The sequence below is a fragment of the Amedibacillus sp. YH-ame6 genome (assembly GCF_053848845.1).
The window spans coordinates 64,332-82,055 of record NZ_JBSPEZ010000005.1 but is presented as its reverse complement, the minus strand read 5'-3'; the positions used below and the strand labels follow the sequence as shown (position 1 = coordinate 82,055).

Here is a 17,724-nt window from a genome sequence, read left to right as displayed (position 1 = left end):
CCAATGCTTTTTATGTATTCAATTTGATAAATGAAATATATAATTTTTGCTTATTTCATATATAATAATTGTTTTGAAACAAGTATAAATGTATAATTTAATTAATGATAAAAAAGTTTTCTGTAAATTAAGATAAGGGAGAGTATATATGTTAGATGATATTAAAGCGACTAGTTTTTATAAGGCTTTAGAAAATAAAAACGAAAAGGAATTTATTATAAAGGTTGAAACTGCATTTGAAAAATGCAAAGGTGTATTTCCTTCAATCAACCATGTTTTTAATAATTATACTATTCACAATGAAATACATTCTTTGAACGTAATGGAATATATGGCAAAAATGATTACAGACATAGATAAATTAAGTAGTCTTGATATTGTTTTATGTATTTATGCTGCGCTATTTCATGATATAGGTATGGTAGTTTATGATGATGAAATTACGAAAATAATAGAGAATAAGGACACATTAATTAATTATGATTTTAAAGTGCTAATGAATGAATATGAAAATCAAAATTATGCACTTCAAGAAGCTATAAGACCTATTCATGGAAAACGAGTTAGAACAATTTTGGAAAGAAATAAACAAGTTTTCAACGATTTGTTTAATATACCTAAAACTAGTATATCGTTTATGGATGAGTTAATTAATATTTGCCAAGCACATAATGAAGATTTTGAATGGTTGAAAAATGAGATTCGGGAACATATAAAAAAGGGTTCATATGACGCAAATCCACAGTTTGTAGCAATGTTATTAAGACTTGCAGATTTATTGGATGTTGATGAAAATAGAGCACCACAATACTTATATTTGCTTTTAAGACCGTCAGGTATAAGCGATGTAGAATGGAGGCAACATTTTATCTTAGAGAATATTGATAAAGTGGGTTACAATTCAATTCTAGACTGTAAAGAAATTCAGTTTTATGGAAAGAGTGATGATGTAAATATACATCGTAAATTTTTACAATATATTGACTACTTTAAAGATGAGTTAGTAAGAGTGACATCATTCTCTGAAAAATTTAAGAATGAAATATATGTCTTAAAAATAAATACAAATCCTAAAATGATAATTGATACATCGGGTTTCAGTTTTGCGGATTTTAAATTAAATTTGGATTATAACGCTGTAACTAATCTATTAATGGGTGAAAATATCTATGGAGATAAGAAATATGGACTAAGGGAACTTTTACAAAATGCAATTGATGCTTGTAAAGTTCTAAATGAATATAATGCTAAAAACCCAAATCCGTATGAAAGTTATAGCCCACAAATTAGCCTGACTATAGATGAGGAAAAAGGAAGGGTTAGTATTTTTGATAACGGTAATGGAATGTCGCTAGATATATTAAAAAGTTATTTCTTAAATGTAGGAGTTTCATATTATAAATCCAAAGATTATCGATATATGGGATATGATTATAAGCCGATTGGGAACTATGGTATTGGCTTTTTAGCTTGTTTTATGTTATCCAAAAATGTAAAAATTACGACTAAACAAGTTGGTGATAGTAAAGCTACTACAATTATAATCAATAGAGATAGTGAATATGTGGGCATTTCATTGGAAGAAATCCAATTTACTCATGGTACGGAAATAATTCTTGATTATAATGAATTTGCTAAAGTATTTAAGAATACTGAAGAAGCAAAACTTTTTATAAATAGAAATTTTATTTTAGATGAAGTCTCAATTACTCTTAATCATGTTGCAAATGGAAATAATGAAAAAATAGAACTTGATTTAAATCCTTTAGATAAAATAATATTACCAAACGTGTCCTTAACAAAGTATTTAAATGATATTGAAATTTATGCAGATATAAAATTTTCAAAATCTTGCTTCTTCAAAAATCTACGTGATCTAACAGGAAATGTTGGTTACTTCTATGATGAAGATGATTATAAACTTCATGAAGAAACGGAAGAATACTTTAACCTTTTTGAATACATAGAAGACGAAAAGTTGAAATTTTTGAATTTAGCAATTATAGAAAATGAAAACTCGGACAGGTTTAATGATGCGTTTGATTACCTTGAGGATTATGAAGCTGCTTTAAATAAAGTAGATGCTACATACATAACGATAGTACATAAAGATAAGCAAAGTGTGGCTTATTCAAATATAGAATCAGGAGATACAGTTATTGAATATTACGGATTTGAAAATTTAGTAGATGACTTTGGCCAAGCATATGATACTGTTGCGTATGCATTTATGAAAAATCAGTTTGTGGTAGTCAATCAAGGCGATTTATTTTTAGGGTTTGATGTGGATAGAAAAATCAATAGGCATACATATTGGAAGTCTACAGATGAAGTATACTGTAAAGATATTTTGGTATCAAATGCACATTTAACATTTCCATATTTTTTAAATAATTTAATAGTTAACAAGCTCGTTTTAAATTCAAAGCATAAGGATTTAATACCTAATGTAACAAGAAATGATTTTTCTAATGAAATGAAAAAAGAATTATCTTACGCTATAGGAAAGGCAATACACATGTGGATTTTGGATACTCAAGATTTAAGTGTTGAAGAAAGAGATTTAATAGAATTATTCATAAAAAAATATTACTCTGATAATAATAAGTTTTATAAGCAATTAACGTTGCTCTAATATTTATGATGTAAATCAAATGGGTTAACAGGCAAGAGTAGAAATTAAAAATCATTTTTAAAAACATTGAATTTTATAATTATGATAAAAAGGCCTTGATATTTAAAAACCAAAGCCTTTTTTCGTATTTACTTAATTCTAATCTTCATAGTAAGATGCCTTAAGTAGGGTAGTAATATTTTTAATTCAGAGTTATAATATTTATATAAAAACAATTGTGGAGGGAACATATGGAAATTAAAGTAGAAAATTTAGGTGTTATAACTGAAGGTAAAATTGAATTAGAAAAAAATGTAGTAAATATTAAGTATGGAATTAATGGTTCAGGAAAGAGCACGATTTCAAAAGGTATTGAACTATTTGTAAAAAATGAAGATTTGAATGACTTGCGAACATATGGAAGCGAAATTAAACCTACTGTTTCTATAAGTGAAGACATTTCAAATGTAATTGTATTTAATCAAGATTATGTAAAGAATTATTTGTTTAAAGATGATTTAGCAAATAATAGTTTTGAAATAATGATTAATACCGATGAATATAAGATAGGAAAAAAGAAAATAGATGATATGTTTGTAGGTTTAATTACTGCTATAAATAATACTAATACAAAAACGATTATAGAGGAGTTGGAGTCATTAAAAAACAATGTTCCTATCCAAAAAAAAGAAACAAAAACAAAAGGCGTACAATATACCATAAGTGGCGCTTCAAAATTTGAAAAAGCAAGAAAAGTAGCGAACCTAGAAGATATATTGGATGAAAAGGCAACTATTTATAAAGGGAGATTACAAAGTGATAATAATCATGAATGGCTAAAATGGTTTCAGGCAGGGGAAAAATATATCGAAGACAATCAAATATGTCCCTTTTGCTTAAATGAATTGCCAGAAGATTTTGACGAGATTTATCAAAGCATCGAAACATCTGTAAACGCAACTGGTTTAAAGCAAAACATTGAAATTAAAGAGGTTATATCAAATACAAGCAAATATATGGCACAACAAAGCAAAGATGATATGACATCGATTATTAACAAGGCTGAGGATTTAAGTGATGATGAGAAAAAAAGATTATATGAAATAGTATCAGTTTGTAGCACAGAACTAACTAAACTATATAATTTACGCTCAATCAATGTATCTGAAATAAAAAGGAAATATGAAGATAATAGTTTAGTTGAATTTCTAAAAAGTAATACATTGGAGATAAAATTTTATGAAAGCTTATCTGACGAAGTAAAAGATGATATCAAAAATATCAATGATGCTATTGATAGTATTATAAACAAGTCAAAAGATATAGAATCAATAACAAAAGAATTTGCTGATAAATTAAATGAATTAGTGAAAAATAAAAAGGAATATATCAATAACTTTTTGAGTATATCGGGAATACCTTATTTAATTGACATTGTTGAAAATAATAATGATTTCAAGACTGTCTTGAATCCTTTGAGTTCTAGTGAAATAGTAACTGAAAAAAGTCTAAGTTTTGGTGAGAAAAATGCAATCTCATTGATGTTGTTTTCAATAGAGGCAAGTAAAAATTATGATTTAATAATATTAGATGACCCTGTATCTTCATTTGATAATAATAAAAAGTTTGCTATCTTATATTATCTTTTCACGAAAGAAGATGCGGTATTTAAAAATAAAACAGTTCTTTTATTCACTCATGATTTTGATATAGTTGTTGATTTTAAATATAAAGATGAGTTTAAAAAAATAGAGAATAAATGCTATTTCGTCAAAAATGTGGGTGGGAATTTTGTTGAAAAGCAAATCAGTAAAAGCAGTGTAAATTATACAATTAAGCATTGGAAAGAAAATTCAAAAAAACAGCAATTACACCCACTATTAAGGATTGTAAACTTGAGAAAATATTTACAATATACATGCCGTGATGAAGAGGGAACAGCAATAAATATTTTGTCTTCTTTAGAGCATAACGATGAGAAGCCTATGAAAAGTAAAAATGGTGTAAAGCAAGAAATAATTGATAAAGATAAATTAGATAAAGGTATTGAGTGTATACAAGATAAAATAAGTGATTTTGATTATGATACATACCTTTCACGTATTCAAAATAAAGAGGAGTTAAAAGAGTTATATTATAGTTTAGATTCTTCTATAAGTAAATTACAGATACTAAGAATGATTGTAAATCTTACTGGAAAGACTGTCGAAAACCAAGTCTTTTGGGATTATTTGACAGAATATTATCATGTAGAAAATAATGAAATGACGTCTTTGGATGAAAAGAATTTTGATGTAGTTCCTAATTACATTATGAAGATGTCTGACGAAATAATCGACCAAATTTTCAAATAAAACGTGATTTAAAATAAAAGGGCCTTGGTATTGAAACCAAAGCCTTTTTGCTTATTGTAGGTCTACCTCTGTTATTATCATTCTATGGTCAGAGTATCTAAATTCATCACTTGGATTGTCTTGAATATATTTTGGTATAATTAATGCACCATTATTGCTTAAGGTAGCGAGTGAATTATGTAAAAGCACGTAGTCTATTCTTGTATCAGCAATAAAAGTATTTTGCTTTAATTTACTATCTAAATCTATATATCCATTATCCATGATATTTTTCAGTTTTCTTGTAAACTTATTTTGCTTTAAGAGATTAACATTGAAATCTCCGATAAGCATTAATTCTTTAGATTTTGAATAATCTAATAACTTATCCCAAAATATATCTATTTGCTTACTACGTTTTAAATTATCCATTTTATCAACATAGATGGGGCAATGCAGACCTAGAATGTTAATAGAGTTATCATTAATAAATAATTCCAATTGAATTAGTCGCAGTTTAAAAGGCATATCATCAATCATAGGAATAGTCTTTATGTATGTCTTTAAATTTTCTTTAATCAAAACGAGCGTAATGTTATAGTCTCTTTCATATAAAGGTTGTTGAGATATTAAATCATTTTGTGTTTGATATACTTTGTTCACTTCATTCATGAATTTATGAATGCTATTAGTAGGAAATTCATGTAGAAATATAATATCAAGGTTTTCATCAACAATGATTTTTGTGATTTCTGCAACGGAGGAACTTTCAAACTTGTTAATATTCCAAGAAGCTATTTTTATATGGCTTTTTTCTTTATTTAAGTTTGGCGTTTTTATCATATTGATGTTTCCTCAAACTGTATGTCGTTAGCATCTAAAACGATACTCATATTGCTATACTCTTTTTCTTTAAAAAAAAGAACAGGTTCATTATAAATAGCCTCTAATATTTTGTATTCATTTCTAATATTTCGATTTGCTACTATAATGCTAAAAGAAGGCTTTCCTTTTTCGAGCGCCTCTTTTAAGTCTTTATAGTGGCTTAGAAAATCAGGGTACCCCTGAAACAGTTGCTCAAATTGAGGATAAAATTTTGCTTGTATAATTAAAATTATATCCTCATCATTTATCCCAGTTGGTAAAGTCATATTAACTTCAAACATACTGCAAAGGGCATTTGCTAGATTCCACTTTTTGTAGGCTCATTGGTAACCATAGATAAATTTATTTCTATCTTTTTTTTATTTCTGTAATTTGCTTTGTCATATGGAGTCCAATTTATTGTTTCTCCAATAGTTTTGTTTTTTAATGATTTTAATTCATCTAATACTAATTCTGCTTCTTTACATGCTTCTTTGTAAAATGCTAATTCATGTAATTCAATTTTATTTTCCTCCTAATATTTTTTTGATGATAAAGAGAGAAGCTAACCTGGGAAGTCAATCTGAATATCCCATGTTGACCATCCACAACAACAGGTTCTTTCAAAAATAACGTATTTTTGGGATGGATCTGTTATCCATTTATCAGCCCAAGCTTGGGCTCCTGCTTGCGACATTTGTGTACCGTAGTGACAATCAGTTTGAACATAAGTTCCTTCAGGAGCAATAACAAAATCCTTTTTAGAGTTTGTAGAAGAATTTCCTACATTATTATTGCTTCTTTGCGTTACTGATTTGATATTTTCATTTTTCGTAACAACTTCCTTTTCTTTAACAATTACATCGAAAGTCTTATTTGTAATAGTCCCATTCTTATCAATGGTAGTGATATTGATTTTATACTCTCCTACTGTTGAAGTATCAACGTTACCATCAACATAATAGCAACCTTTCAAATATAATACTTTTTCTTCTTTACCCTCAATATCTTCAACTAAGAAGTCTTTTAATAGTGTATTAGCGACTTTTGTATCATCGCTGATATTTTCCTTGTTTAGTTTGTTATATTCCTCAGTCGCATTCTTATTGATTTCGAGGACGTCATTATTAAGTGAATTTACTCCATCTACTTCATCTTTGACTTCCTTTATGTTACTCATGGAATCATATTCATCATTAACATATATTTCTTTTGAATCTGCTTCTAATTCAATAATGGGAGCTTTTGTATCAATGATTTTAACTTCATGTTCTACTATTTTTTCAACATCATCTTTAACAAGCGTAAAACTTAAATTTTGTTCCCCTATTGTTGAAGTATCTAGTTTACTAAAATCTTTGATTTCTGCATTTTCTACATTTTTAACAAGTTCCTTTTTTACATCATAGTCCTTAGCTCCATATTCTATTTCTTTAACATCTGTACAGGTTATCGACATTTGAATTATCTTTGCTTGTGATGAGATTGCTGTAGTATTAGATAAAACAGGCGTTTCAAAAGAGCAAAAAGAGTTAATTATGCAAATAGAAAGTTGTTTATCAATTATTGCAAGACAAGGAAGAGCATTTGGCATACATTTAATACTAGCAACACAAAGACCAGATGCTAATATTTTGAGTGGACAAATTAAGAACAACATCAATTACCGAATTTGTGGACATGCTGATAGTGTTCTATCTTCAATCATTCTTGATAGTAGAGAAGCAAGTAAAGTTATTCCTAATGATTCACAAGGTTTATTTCTAAATCAAGATAACGTTTTATTTCAATCCTATTGGTTTGATGATAAATACTTTACAGTATAAATAGAACGCAAGAGGTAGCATTATGTTTGATGAGCATAGTAGCGTAGTACCCATTTGGCATAAAAGTAATTTAACATTACAAGAAGCTGCGTTGTATAGTGGTATAGGAATCAATAAACTACGTGAATTATCCGATACGGAAGATTGTCCTTTTGTTCTATGGAATAGATCAAAAAGGTTAATTAAACGTGAGGAGTTAGATAAATACTTAAATAAATCATATTCAATTTAAGAATACTATTGAAATGCCACCTACTATTTGATTTAATAATAGTTGTAGGTGGCTTTCTATTATTACGAGAGGAGAACTTAAAATGATAGAAAGACGCAAAGATAACAAAGGAAGAGTGTTAAAGGAAGGAGAGACACAACGTAAAGATGGATGTTATGATTACCGTTGGCGAACAGCAGATGGAAGAAGACATTCAGTTTATGCAAAAACACTTGAAGAACTACGAGAGAAACAAAAGAAAATTCAAAGAGATAAGAGCGATGGTATAAGGGCTGAAGCTAAAAATGTTACTTTGAATGATGTATTTGATTTATGGGTTGAACTGAAAAAGGGTATCATAGATAATACATTTCAAAATTATCAATATATGTATAATCAATTTGTATATCCTGACTTTGGTAAATCAAGAGTATTAAATTTAAAGCGTTCAGATGTTAGAAGATTTTATAACTTACTAGCTGATGAAAGGCACATAAAAATTAGAACAATTGAATGTATTCATACTGTAATGTTTCAAGTATAAAATCTAGCAGTTGAAGAGGATTATTTAAGAATGAATCCAGCAACTAATGCCATGAAAGAATTGAAACAGGCACATAGCTTTAATACAGAAAAACGAAAAGCATTAACGATTAGAGAACATGAGATATTTATGAATTATTTAAATACAAATAAGGAATGTTCACGTTGGAAACCTGTTTTTACAGTTATGATAAATACAGGGTTAAGCGTAGGGGAACTAACAGGGTTAAGATGGGATGATGTTGATTTTGAAAACAATACAATCAATGTAAATCATACATTGGTCTATTATAACCATAGAACGAATGGTTGTTACTTCAATATCAATACACCTAAAACTAAATCAGGTTATAGAACGATACCAATGATTGATGAAGTTAGAAAAGCATTCTTAGAGGAGAAACAGTATCAAGAATCAAGTTGAATGCCTCAGAATATTAAGATTGATGGATATACAAACTTCATTTTCATAAATCGCTTTGGTAATGTTCAAAATCAAGGTATGTTAAATAAGGCATTACGACGTATCATGAGAGATTGCAATGACATCATATTAGAAAATACAAAAGCTAGTGAAGAACCTGTATTATTACCTAGGTTTAGTTGTCATACACTACGACATACATTTGCAACTCGTATGTGTGAATCAGGAATCAATATTAAGGTTGTACAAGATGTATTAGGTCATGCAGATATTACAACAACTATGAATATCTATACTGACGCTACAAAGGAATTGAAAGATAATGAATTTGATAAATTTAATTGCGAGTTAAATAGGAGAGGATTGCATGGAAAATACTGAATTAATTAATAAATTTATACAATCATTAAAAGCTAAAACAGGTTTAAATGCAGAAGTATCAGGTGCTAGAATAAACATATTTACTGTTTCAAAACAGGGATTGATTTTTCAGGATGATGATGAAGAACAAGTAGAAGAAATGGAGAGTATCAAAGAAATTTTGTTTTATATTGAAATCGAAGAAATATTAGCTTTGGAAAATGAATGCAAAGCATATTATGCTTTTGATGATGAGCCATACAGCTTTGAAATAGGTAGTGATACATATTTTGAAGTGGCTGTTGAATTGAAAAGATATCCTCCATTTATTCTACAGAGAGCTTTAGATGAAGCACGAGTAATAAATAACGGCTATACATTGGAAATTACAAAATTAAGCTCTAAATATTTGTATTCTATTTTGATGCATGAGAAATTTGATGAAGAAAAATTGGATGGAATTTTGAGAATAAGAACATATAGATTAAGAGATAAGGATACAACAATTACAAATACATTTAATGACTTGACTGAAATGATTATACTTAATACTTGCAAAGTTTTTAAGGATGAATCAAATGAAAGCAAGATGTCTATGAAAAAATATCGAAGTATGGTGCAATCATACCTATTTAATATATCTTATTCTCTCAGTATAATGATAGATTTCCATAAATTTAAAAGGAATGAAAGATATGTTTCAAGGAAAAAAAGAGAAACTCAGTTTTTTCCATACAGAAAGTATAATCAAAATCTAATAAAGTATTATTATCAAGCCGTCAATTCTGATTTGCCTTTTGTTCAATATATAGCATTTTATCATATTATAGAGCATTTCTTTTTCAGTGTATCTGAAGAAGAGGTGTTTGATAGAATTAAAAGTTTAATTACAAGCCCTTCTTTTGTCCCTAAAAATAAGAAAAGTATCAAAGAGTTGTATGAGTCCTTAAAGAAAATTAGCAGAAGTCAGAATGAAAATGGCGCATGGAAAGAGAATGAGGCATTCTTGCTTTGTTTAGATAAACTTATCCCTGATATAATTAAACTTAAAGATGCTTTACAAAAACTAGACACAGATTATGTTGAACGTTATAAATCTAATGTAGACTTTATTGAGGAAACTACAGAAATAGACTTTGATGAAGAACGCAGAGATATACTTTTTAAGAAAATAAGAAATAGAGTGTATGCTGTTAGAAATGCTATTGTACATAGTAAAGAAGGTAATGAGTCAAAGTATCAGCCCTTTATTCATGATTCTCATTTAGCAAAAGAAATACCTTTAATTAGAGCTCTTGCCGAAGAAATAATTATTAATACCTCAGATGAAATGTATTATTAGAATTACGCCAACATTACGCCTAAGGTACGCCCGAAGGTGGAATTGTTATGAAGATTTATGAATAGTTACAAATATACAGTCTTTACAAGACCAAGATAAATAGTGACTTGTAGAGATATGTAGACATGTGAAGGAGATACCCTTATGCTTCCTCACATGAAGGCACGAACAGGCGAATAAATTGTAATGAAAAACTTGAATAAATTTCAAGTTTTTTTGTTTAATATTTAGTGCTATCCATCCTATAAAATGCTAATATAAAGGAAAGGAGTGGTAGGGATATGTGTAATCAAAGTATTGTTAAATTCAATAATGGAGAATTAGAAATCGATGTTGCAGTAAGTGCTTCGGAAGAGACAGTATGGTTGAATCGCAAACAAATTTCAATGCTTTTTGACAGAGATGTTAAAACAATAGGAAAACATATAAATAATATTTTCAGAGAAGATGAATTAAGGAAGGAAGCAGTTGTCGCAAATTTTGCGACAACTGCCTTAGATGGAAAATCATACGATGTAGAGCATTATAATTTAGATGTTATCATTTCGGTTGGCTATCGTGTTAAATCAAAACAAGGTATAACCTTTAGAAAATGGGCTAATAATATATTGAAAGAGTTCATGCTAAAAGGATATGTTATTGATGTTAAAAAATTTAAAGTTCCCTCTATCGAAAATATTACACATCTACTTGAAGTTGCAAGAAAGACTTCTGGGCTACTTCAACTTACAGGTGATGATATGTTAGATTTTTTATTAGCATATAATAAAGGATTAAAGATACTTGATGATTATGATCATCAAACAATGGAATCAAATACAGGGAATGAATCAACCTATATTTTGAATTATGATGAATGTATAGATGTTATAAACAGGACGACCTATACGGATAAAGGAGACTTGTTTGGCTTAGAAAAAAATGATTCATTTAAATCTGCAATCGCTACAATTTATCAAAGTTTTGATGGAGTTGATTTTTATCCGACACTGGAAGACAAGGCAGCGAATTTACTGTATCTTATAACAAAGAATCATGCATATGCAGATGGCAACAAAAGAATAGCTGCTACCATCTTCTTATATTTTCTTGATAGAAATTAAGCGTTGTTTAAAGAGGGAAAACAACTAATTTCGAATACAACACTTGCAACGCTTACTATTTTGGTCGCCTCATCCAATCCTAATGATAAAGAAAGTATTGTAAATTTGATTAAACTTTTAATTTCATAAAAATAAATAGTTCGTATATTTTCGTGGATATTATTCATACAATATAAATACTACTTGATAAACAAAGTAAATTTTCAGTTACTTGCTTTTCCACATATGAAAGATAGAAGTAAGTAATACAAGTATCGTACAAACTTATATAAAAAACGTGAATTTTCCGTAAAAGTTTAAATTTTCTAGATCTTAAGAAAAGATAAATGTAATATAATCATAGTCAGCTTATCAATGATCGTTACTAACCGCATCAAAACTCATCACTTGAGTTTAAAATTTACAAAGATTAAACAACAGGTGTTATTATATAAATACGCAATATGTGATATAAGGGAGAAATATAATATTTATTGTTAGATGCTGAGCAAAAAAAAATTTAGCACCGCCGGCAATGAATAATGGATAAGATATTCAAGATTTGTAATCTATTCTATATCACAATGATGTGCTCGTATCTAATTGAAGATAATTCAAATATTTTATATATTGAATAAGATAAGAGATTAACCAAAGAGTTATGAAAGGACATTAAATTATGTTCAAAAAAATGAGACTAAAGTATCATGGATATGAAAGGTATGGAAAAATCATTAAAGTAGAGGATGTCCCAGTGAGATTCAATATTCATGCTTTATGCATAAAAAGATTAACCGTAGAATACTGTGTTAATAATCAAGTTTATGAAGTGATACAAGAATTTAATCTAGTTATGCCAACACATATGAAGAAAATGGTAGTAGGTAATTCCATAAGAATTAGAGTAAATGATGATGATCCAACAGATGCATATATAAATGAATTTGATTATCCTGAATATGATTTGTATCAAAGATAGAAGATAGTAAAACAGTGGGATGCTTTTCTATTTGAATAATTGATAAAACGAGAAACATCAATAATTAATTGGAGCTGTAAAGTGGAATTACACAAAAAAGTGATATGATAAACCTTATGAAGAGTCTACTTTTTTCAGATAGCAAGGAGAACAAAGTTGTATATCTATCTCTAAGGAATATCAAGTATCTGATGGGATTGTTGACAAATAGCTTCATCTGTTCAAAACAGAAACACCTCTCATCATCAAATAAACAAAAATCTGGAAATCCTCTAGTTAAATACTGAAACCGTAAGGATCTCTGAGAATTGAAACGAAAAGAATACTAAATTCTTTCACTTCAAATTGAGAAAGAAAAACAAAAAAATTTATCTGTCGAAAGGAGTTTGTTGTGAAATTACGTAAAATGTCGTGAAAAGTTTACTTATGATGACCAGTTATGATGAAACGTAATTGGTCATTTTAAATTTGACTAAATTATGTTATTCTAAAGAAAAATATCAATCTATTAAGGTGGAGGGACACAAATGGAATTTGGTCAAAATCACAAGAACTACGTAAAAACAAGAATTTGTTTGGAGGTACACATATGAATGTAAAAGCATTATCAACAAGATTTACTGTTAGGAAGTTATCGAAAGATGATATCAGTACTGTTTTAATTCTATGTAAAGGCAATCCTTTATATTATCAGTTTTGCCCTCCTGCAGTAAGTGTCGACTCTATAAAAAGTGATATGATTGCACTACCACCAAATAAAACAATAGATGATAAGTATTTTATTGGCTTTTATCTTGAGGACGAACTAATTGCTGTTATGGATTTAATATCAAAATGGCCAAATGATGAAACGGCATTTATCGGCTTTTTTATGATGAATACAAATTCACAGGGTTCAGGAATTGGCACAAGAATTATATCTGAGTGTGTACAGTATTTAAAATCAATTCAGTTTCGATATATTAAGCTTGGATATGTGAAAGAAAACTATCAAGCAAAATCATTTTGGCAAAAAAATGGATTCAAACCAACTGGCAAAGAAACGCAACAAGAGAATTATACTGTAGTAGCAATGGAAAGGGAGCTATAATAATTGTTCTAAATAAAACAATGAAGAATAAGTAAGAACCCATACAAGTACCATACAGATAGGATACAAGCAAAAAACATGATAAATATGACGTTATAACCGAATAAAGGCAGTTTATAATCACAAACAAATTTTTTTTATTAACATTGAGGAAGGAAAAGGGGTATGGAATTTGTTATTCTACCTATATGTTAAAAAGCGTTGCTTGTGGCAATGATTAGTTTCGATTACACTAGTGGTAGTGAATGAAAGGAGGTTATCCCTAATGCTAAATGAAAATATTAAAGCAATCAGAAAATCGAAAGGTCTTTCGCAACAAGAGCTTGCCATCAAACTAAACGTGGTTAGACAAACCCTTTCTAAATGGGAACAAGGTTTATCAGTGCCCGATTCAGACATGTTGATTTTGATATCAGAAGTGCTTGAAACACCCGTAAGTACATTACTTGGAGTAACTGTTAGTGAAACAAAGGACGATAACTTAAAAGCGATATCTGAAAAATTAGAGGTAATAAACTTGCAACTAGCGCAAAGGATGAGTACAAGAAGGAATATTCTTCATTGGATATTTATCTCTTTATGTGTAGTAATTGTAATGACTTTTGTAGCCTTAGTATTATTAGGAAGCCCCAATTTAGGCTGGGACTATAGTGACCCTGAAACTGCTGTGTTGGGAGCGGGAATTCATATAGTTGAATGGCTATTTGTTAGGTTATCACCATTTGCTTTACTCGGGGGAATCATTGGAATTTTCTTAACGCGAAAGAAAGAATAATATTACTCTGTTTTTTGTACGACTCAGTTTTTGATATACAACTCTATCAAGCAGGTCAATTAGCAAAAAGTTGACTGTTTCTACTTTATGAAGGCAAGATCAGACGAATGAGTTGTAATAAAAGCTTGAATTTATTTCAAGCTTTTATAAACCAGTCGTAATCCTATAAGAGGAGAAAGAAATGTATAAGCGCTTATAATTATTCGGTTTACTATCAGTAATCAGTTTATAAAAAAAGACAGAAAAATATAGATACCTTTTCGCTTTCACGATATACTTTGTGATATAGCATATATGAGATTTATGCGTGACAAAGAATGAGCGTGAAAGGGGTATGTAAATGCAAACACTAGAAATTTCAAATAACTTGATTTTAGATACTCTTATAAAAGATTATAGAAGTGTATTAAAAGTTGATTTAAATAGTGGATATATAGAGGTAATGAAAACACAGAATAGTTCTATAAAGAGTAAAAGTCTATTTTGGGAAGAATATGTAGAACTGCTTCTAAATGAGATTTATGAAGAGGATCGCACCTATTTAAATGATTTGTCACTAGAACAAGCACAAGCATTTTACCAAAATGAAAATACACTCTTTCCCTTTAAAATAAGAGTAATTAATAAAGAACAAAAGTATGATTGGTTAAAGTTAACGCAAGGATAATGGATAGTGGAAAAAGAGAGCTATTGGTAATTACACAAATAGACAATGAAAACCATATGATGCAAAAGATTATCGATTTATATGTGCTAAACAACTTGGATTATTTTGTACTCGTCGATGCGCATAGCGGATCATATAAAATGTTTAGCGGGAATCCAAACTCATTATTACCACCAGAAAGTGGTACAGATTACGAGCATGATGTAAGAGAATATAACAAAAGCCAAGTGGTTCCTGAAGAGGAAGAAGAAGTTACAGAGAATATGATGCTTGCGAATGTAATAAAAGAATTAGAAAAACAAGATGTCTTTGAATTTACGGCAGGATTCTTCGATCTACAAAATGAGTATCATCGTTCAAGAGTGCAGTTCAGTTATTATGATCGTTGTGCAGGACTCATTGTTATAACGAGAACTGACATTACCCAGATTTATTTAGATGAAGGAAAGAAGGAAAGAAAACTAGCGAAGGCACTACGTGAAGCAAAACATGATTCAATGACGCAATTATATAACAACAAAGAATCTAGAGAGTTGATTGGCAAAGCGATTCAACAACAATATCGTGCAAAGGCAGTCGTTTGTTTTATCGATTTAGATAATTTCAAATTAGTAAATGACACTTTAGGGCATCAAATCGGAGATCAAGTGATTTGCCATGTTGCACAAAAATTACGAAGCATATCAGGAAAAGATGGCATTGCAGGTCGTTTAGGTGGAGATGAATTTGTGATATTTTTACCAGTAACGAGTACGATGGATAACATTCAAGGATATGTACAATCGATTTGTGATTCATTATCTAATTGTCCTGTATTAACAAAACAACAACTCCCTGTTTCTTGTAGTGTGGGGATTTCCGTTTATCCAGATGATGGAACTGGTTTTGAAGAATTACTATCAAAAGCAGATCGAGCACTTTATCATGCTAAACGTCATGGAAAGAATCGTTATTCTTTCTATTTTGATACGATGAAAAAATAAAACAACTCCGATGATAATCTAGAACTATAAGTAAATTAAGATACTGTATGAACTTTCGTTTATAGAAAGTTTACAATTCATTCATTGACTATCTATAGGTCTTATCGTAAAATTACAAGTAATAAAAGGGAGTAGTTAGCATCCCTCTCAGGATGTTATATAATCGCCACATACGTTGACGAACAACCGGTTTATATATGAAATAACGAGACTTTTATCCAATCTTTTTGTGTGATAAAAGTCTTTTATATTTTCATACAATAAGATGAAAGAGTTCATAATAAAAAAAGGAGTGATGTTTTTTGGACTCGATTCCCCAACAGATTCTATTACAAGTATTTTTGATTCTAGTAAATGCATTTTTCGCATCAACAGAGATTGCGGTGATTTCATTGAACCCTACAAAGTTGAAGATGAAAGCTGAACAAGGAGAGAAAACGGCAATTCGCTTATTGAAGCTTACAGAAGAACCAGCAGGATTTTTATCTACCATACAAATAGGTATCACCTTAGCTGGATTCCTTGGTAGTGCCTTCGCGGCAGATAACTTTTCTGGTTATCTTGTGGACTGGGTGTACTATGGATTAGGTTTCACTACGATATCGTTGAGTATACTGGATACCATTGCGGTAATTGTTATTACATTGATACTATCATATTTTACCTTGGTATTCGGAGAACTTGTGCCTAAGCGTATTGCGATGCAAAAACCATATGAAGTTGCGAAAATTTCTTGTGGTGTGGTACGTGGTGTAGCTGTCATCATGCATCCACTTGTTGTCTTCTTATCGTTTTCAACCAATCTAATACTTAAATTATTGCATATGAAAACAGAGGCAGAAGAGGAAAGTGTAACCGAAGAAGAGATACGAATGATGGTGAATTTGGGTGGCGAGAATGGTGCCATTGATGAAAGCGAAAAAGAATGGATACAAAACGTATTTGCCTTTGATGATACATCTATTCGTGAAATCATGACACATAGTGCAGATGTAATTTATATCGATTTGCATGATAGTGAAGAAGATATCTTGATGAAAATAAGAGAACATGGGCTATCACGTTTTCCTGTTTGTGGAGATGATTTAGATGATGTCGCGGGTGTTTTATATACAAGAGATTACTTAATCGCTAGCAGTGAAGAACGTAAAGAACTACAAACCTTACTACGTCCTGCGTACTTTGTGCCTGAGACAATTGCGGCAGATGATCTATTTAAAGACATGCAACATAAGAAAGTGCATTTTGCGGTTGTGGTTGATGAGTTTGGAGAAGTAAGTGGAATTATAACGATGGAAGATTTATTAGAAGAAATCGTTGGTAATATATATGATGAATACGATCATCAAGAGGACCACTCCATTGAGAAAATCAGTGATACCAAGTGGAAAATTGTTGGTGATTGCGACATACAAGAAGTGATGGAAGAAACCAACATGCCTTTGATTATAAGTAATGATTACGATACGATTGGTGGATATATTTTTTCAAAGCTTCGCTCTATTCCAAAAGATGGTACTACCTTTGATGTAGAAGATGATGGTTGGCTTTTACATGTAACAAAAGTAGAAGATCGCCGTATACGAGAAATCCTTGTGGAACAAATAAAAGTAGAAAGTTAATTTAACATT

General features: G+C 29.8%; 16 protein-coding genes and 1 pseudogene. 14 read left to right on the top strand and 3 right to left on the bottom strand.

The window, feature by feature from the left end; genetic code table 11:
• Nucleotides 1-148: 148 nt before the first annotated feature.
• Both ACWG0P_RS05550 and ACWG0P_RS05545 read left to right on the top strand, forming a co-directional pair.
• Complete coding sequence (locus ACWG0P_RS05550; RefSeq protein WP_455800869.1) at nt 149-2,635, top strand: HD domain-containing protein; 2,487 nt, start codon at nt 149-151, stop codon at nt 2,633-2,635.
• 230 nt (nt 2,636-2,865) lie between these two features.
• On the top strand, nt 2,866-4,968 hold the full coding sequence (locus tag ACWG0P_RS05545; protein WP_455800868.1) for an AAA family ATPase: 2,103 nt from the start codon (nt 2,866-2,868) through the stop codon (nt 4,966-4,968).
• 51 nt (nt 4,969-5,019) lie between these two features.
• Here ACWG0P_RS05545 and ACWG0P_RS05540 read toward each other — a convergent pair whose 3' ends face one another.
• From ACWG0P_RS05540 to ACWG0P_RS05530, 3 genes are all read right to left on the bottom strand, one after another.
• The gene (locus tag ACWG0P_RS05540; RefSeq protein WP_455800867.1) at nt 5,020-5,790 is read right to left on the bottom strand and encodes an endonuclease/exonuclease/phosphatase family protein; all 771 of its coding nucleotides are present in this window, start codon (nt 5,788-5,790) and stop codon (nt 5,020-5,022) included.
• Nucleotides 5,787-6,113 (bottom strand): hypothetical protein, encoded by a 327-nt coding sequence (locus ACWG0P_RS05535; protein ID WP_455800866.1) that lies wholly within the window; start codon nt 6,111-6,113, stop codon nt 5,787-5,789. The genes ACWG0P_RS05540 and ACWG0P_RS05535 overlap by 4 nt, the downstream gene beginning before the upstream one ends.
• A 263-nt stretch (nt 6,114-6,376) precedes the next feature.
• The gene (locus ACWG0P_RS05530; RefSeq protein ID WP_455800865.1) at nt 6,377-7,405 is read right to left on the bottom strand and encodes a hypothetical protein; all 1,029 of its coding nucleotides are present in this window, start codon (nt 7,403-7,405) and stop codon (nt 6,377-6,379) included.
• 40 nt (nt 7,406-7,445) lie between these two features.
• Between ACWG0P_RS05530 and ACWG0P_RS05525 the strand changes: the two genes are divergently transcribed.
• From ACWG0P_RS05525 to ACWG0P_RS05470, 12 genes and pseudogenes are all read left to right on the top strand, one after another.
• Nucleotides 7,446-7,637, top strand: a complete 192-nt coding sequence (locus ACWG0P_RS05525) for a hypothetical protein (RefSeq protein ID WP_455800864.1) — start codon at nt 7,446-7,448, stop codon at nt 7,635-7,637.
• Nucleotides 7,638-7,659: 22 nt separating this feature from the next.
• On the top strand, nt 7,660-7,869 hold the full coding sequence (locus ACWG0P_RS05520; RefSeq protein WP_455800863.1) for an excisionase: 210 nt from the start codon (nt 7,660-7,662) through the stop codon (nt 7,867-7,869).
• A gap of 82 nt (nt 7,870-7,951) precedes the next feature.
• On the top strand, nt 7,952-8,392 hold the full coding sequence (locus tag ACWG0P_RS05515; protein ID WP_455800862.1) for an integrase DNA-binding domain-containing protein: 441 nt from the start codon (nt 7,952-7,954) through the stop codon (nt 8,390-8,392).
• Nucleotides 8,393-8,422: 30 nt separating this feature from the next.
• Nucleotides 8,423-9,196, top strand: a pseudogene (locus ACWG0P_RS05510) (site-specific integrase).
• Entirely contained in the window at nt 9,183-10,517 is a 1,335-nt protein-coding gene (locus ACWG0P_RS05505) for a hypothetical protein (protein ID WP_455800861.1), read from the top strand. Before ACWG0P_RS05510 ends, ACWG0P_RS05505 begins: the two are co-directional and overlap by 14 nt.
• Nucleotides 10,518-10,798: 281 nt before the next feature.
• Nucleotides 10,799-11,620, top strand: a complete 822-nt coding sequence (rhuM, locus tag ACWG0P_RS05500; RefSeq protein WP_455800860.1) for a RhuM family protein — start codon at nt 10,799-10,801, stop codon at nt 11,618-11,620.
• Between the two features lie 658 nt (nt 11,621-12,278).
• A complete protein-coding gene (locus ACWG0P_RS05495) occupies nt 12,279-12,578 on the top strand; it encodes a hypothetical protein (protein WP_455800859.1) in 300 nt (99 codons plus the stop codon).
• A 589-nt stretch (nt 12,579-13,167) separates the two neighbouring features.
• Complete coding sequence (locus ACWG0P_RS05490) at nt 13,168-13,668, top strand: GNAT family N-acetyltransferase (protein WP_455800858.1); 501 nt, start codon at nt 13,168-13,170, stop codon at nt 13,666-13,668.
• Nucleotides 13,669-13,933: 265 nt separating this feature from the next.
• The gene (locus tag ACWG0P_RS05485; protein WP_455800857.1) at nt 13,934-14,443 is read left to right on the top strand and encodes a helix-turn-helix domain-containing protein; all 510 of its coding nucleotides are present in this window, start codon (nt 13,934-13,936) and stop codon (nt 14,441-14,443) included.
• A gap of 340 nt (nt 14,444-14,783) precedes the next feature.
• Nucleotides 14,784-15,110, top strand: a complete 327-nt coding sequence (locus ACWG0P_RS05480; protein ID WP_455800856.1) for a hypothetical protein — start codon at nt 14,784-14,786, stop codon at nt 15,108-15,110.
• Entirely contained in the window at nt 15,110-16,093 is a 984-nt protein-coding gene (locus tag ACWG0P_RS05475; RefSeq protein WP_455800855.1) for a GGDEF domain-containing protein, read from the top strand. Before ACWG0P_RS05480 ends, ACWG0P_RS05475 begins: the two co-directional genes overlap by 1 nt.
• 302 nt (nt 16,094-16,395) lie before the next feature.
• The gene (locus ACWG0P_RS05470) at nt 16,396-17,715 is read left to right on the top strand and encodes a hemolysin family protein (RefSeq protein WP_455789922.1); all 1,320 of its coding nucleotides are present in this window, start codon (nt 16,396-16,398) and stop codon (nt 17,713-17,715) included.
• The last annotated feature ends 9 nt before the right edge of the window (nt 17,716-17,724 follow it).

Excerpts from the sequence above, each read along its gene's own strand:
- ACWG0P_RS05495 (WP_455800859.1), top strand. The coding sequence starts at position 12,279 with ATGTTCAAAAAAATGAGACTAAAGTATCATGGATATGAAAGGTATGGA.
- ACWG0P_RS05490 (WP_455800858.1), top strand. The coding sequence starts at position 13,168 with ATGAATGTAAAAGCATTATCAACAAGATTTACTGTTAGGAAGTTATCG.
- ACWG0P_RS05540 (WP_455800867.1), bottom strand. The coding sequence starts at position 5,790 with ATGATAAAAACGCCAAACTTAAATAAAGAAAAAAGCCATATAAAAATA.
- ACWG0P_RS05515 (WP_455800862.1), top strand. The coding sequence starts at position 7,952 with ATGATAGAAAGACGCAAAGATAACAAAGGAAGAGTGTTAAAGGAAGGA.
- ACWG0P_RS05530 (WP_455800865.1), bottom strand. The coding sequence starts at position 7,405 with ATGCCAAATGCTCTTCCTTGTCTTGCAATAATTGATAAACAACTTTCT.
- ACWG0P_RS05485 (WP_455800857.1), top strand. The coding sequence starts at position 13,934 with ATGCTAAATGAAAATATTAAAGCAATCAGAAAATCGAAAGGTCTTTCG.
- ACWG0P_RS05480 (WP_455800856.1), top strand. The coding sequence starts at position 14,784 with ATGCAAACACTAGAAATTTCAAATAACTTGATTTTAGATACTCTTATA.
- rhuM (WP_455800860.1), top strand. The coding sequence starts at position 10,799 with ATGTGTAATCAAAGTATTGTTAAATTCAATAATGGAGAATTAGAAATC.
- ACWG0P_RS05550 (WP_455800869.1), top strand. The coding sequence starts at position 149 with ATGTTAGATGATATTAAAGCGACTAGTTTTTATAAGGCTTTAGAAAAT.
- ACWG0P_RS05505 (WP_455800861.1), top strand. The coding sequence starts at position 9,183 with ATGGAAAATACTGAATTAATTAATAAATTTATACAATCATTAAAAGCT.
- ACWG0P_RS05535 (WP_455800866.1), bottom strand. The coding sequence starts at position 6,113 with ATGTTTGAAGTTAATATGACTTTACCAACTGGGATAAATGATGAGGAT.
- ACWG0P_RS05475 (WP_455800855.1), top strand. The coding sequence starts at position 15,110 with ATGGATAGTGGAAAAAGAGAGCTATTGGTAATTACACAAATAGACAAT.
- ACWG0P_RS05520 (WP_455800863.1), top strand. The coding sequence starts at position 7,660 with ATGTTTGATGAGCATAGTAGCGTAGTACCCATTTGGCATAAAAGTAAT.
- ACWG0P_RS05545 (WP_455800868.1), top strand. The coding sequence starts at position 2,866 with ATGGAAATTAAAGTAGAAAATTTAGGTGTTATAACTGAAGGTAAAATT.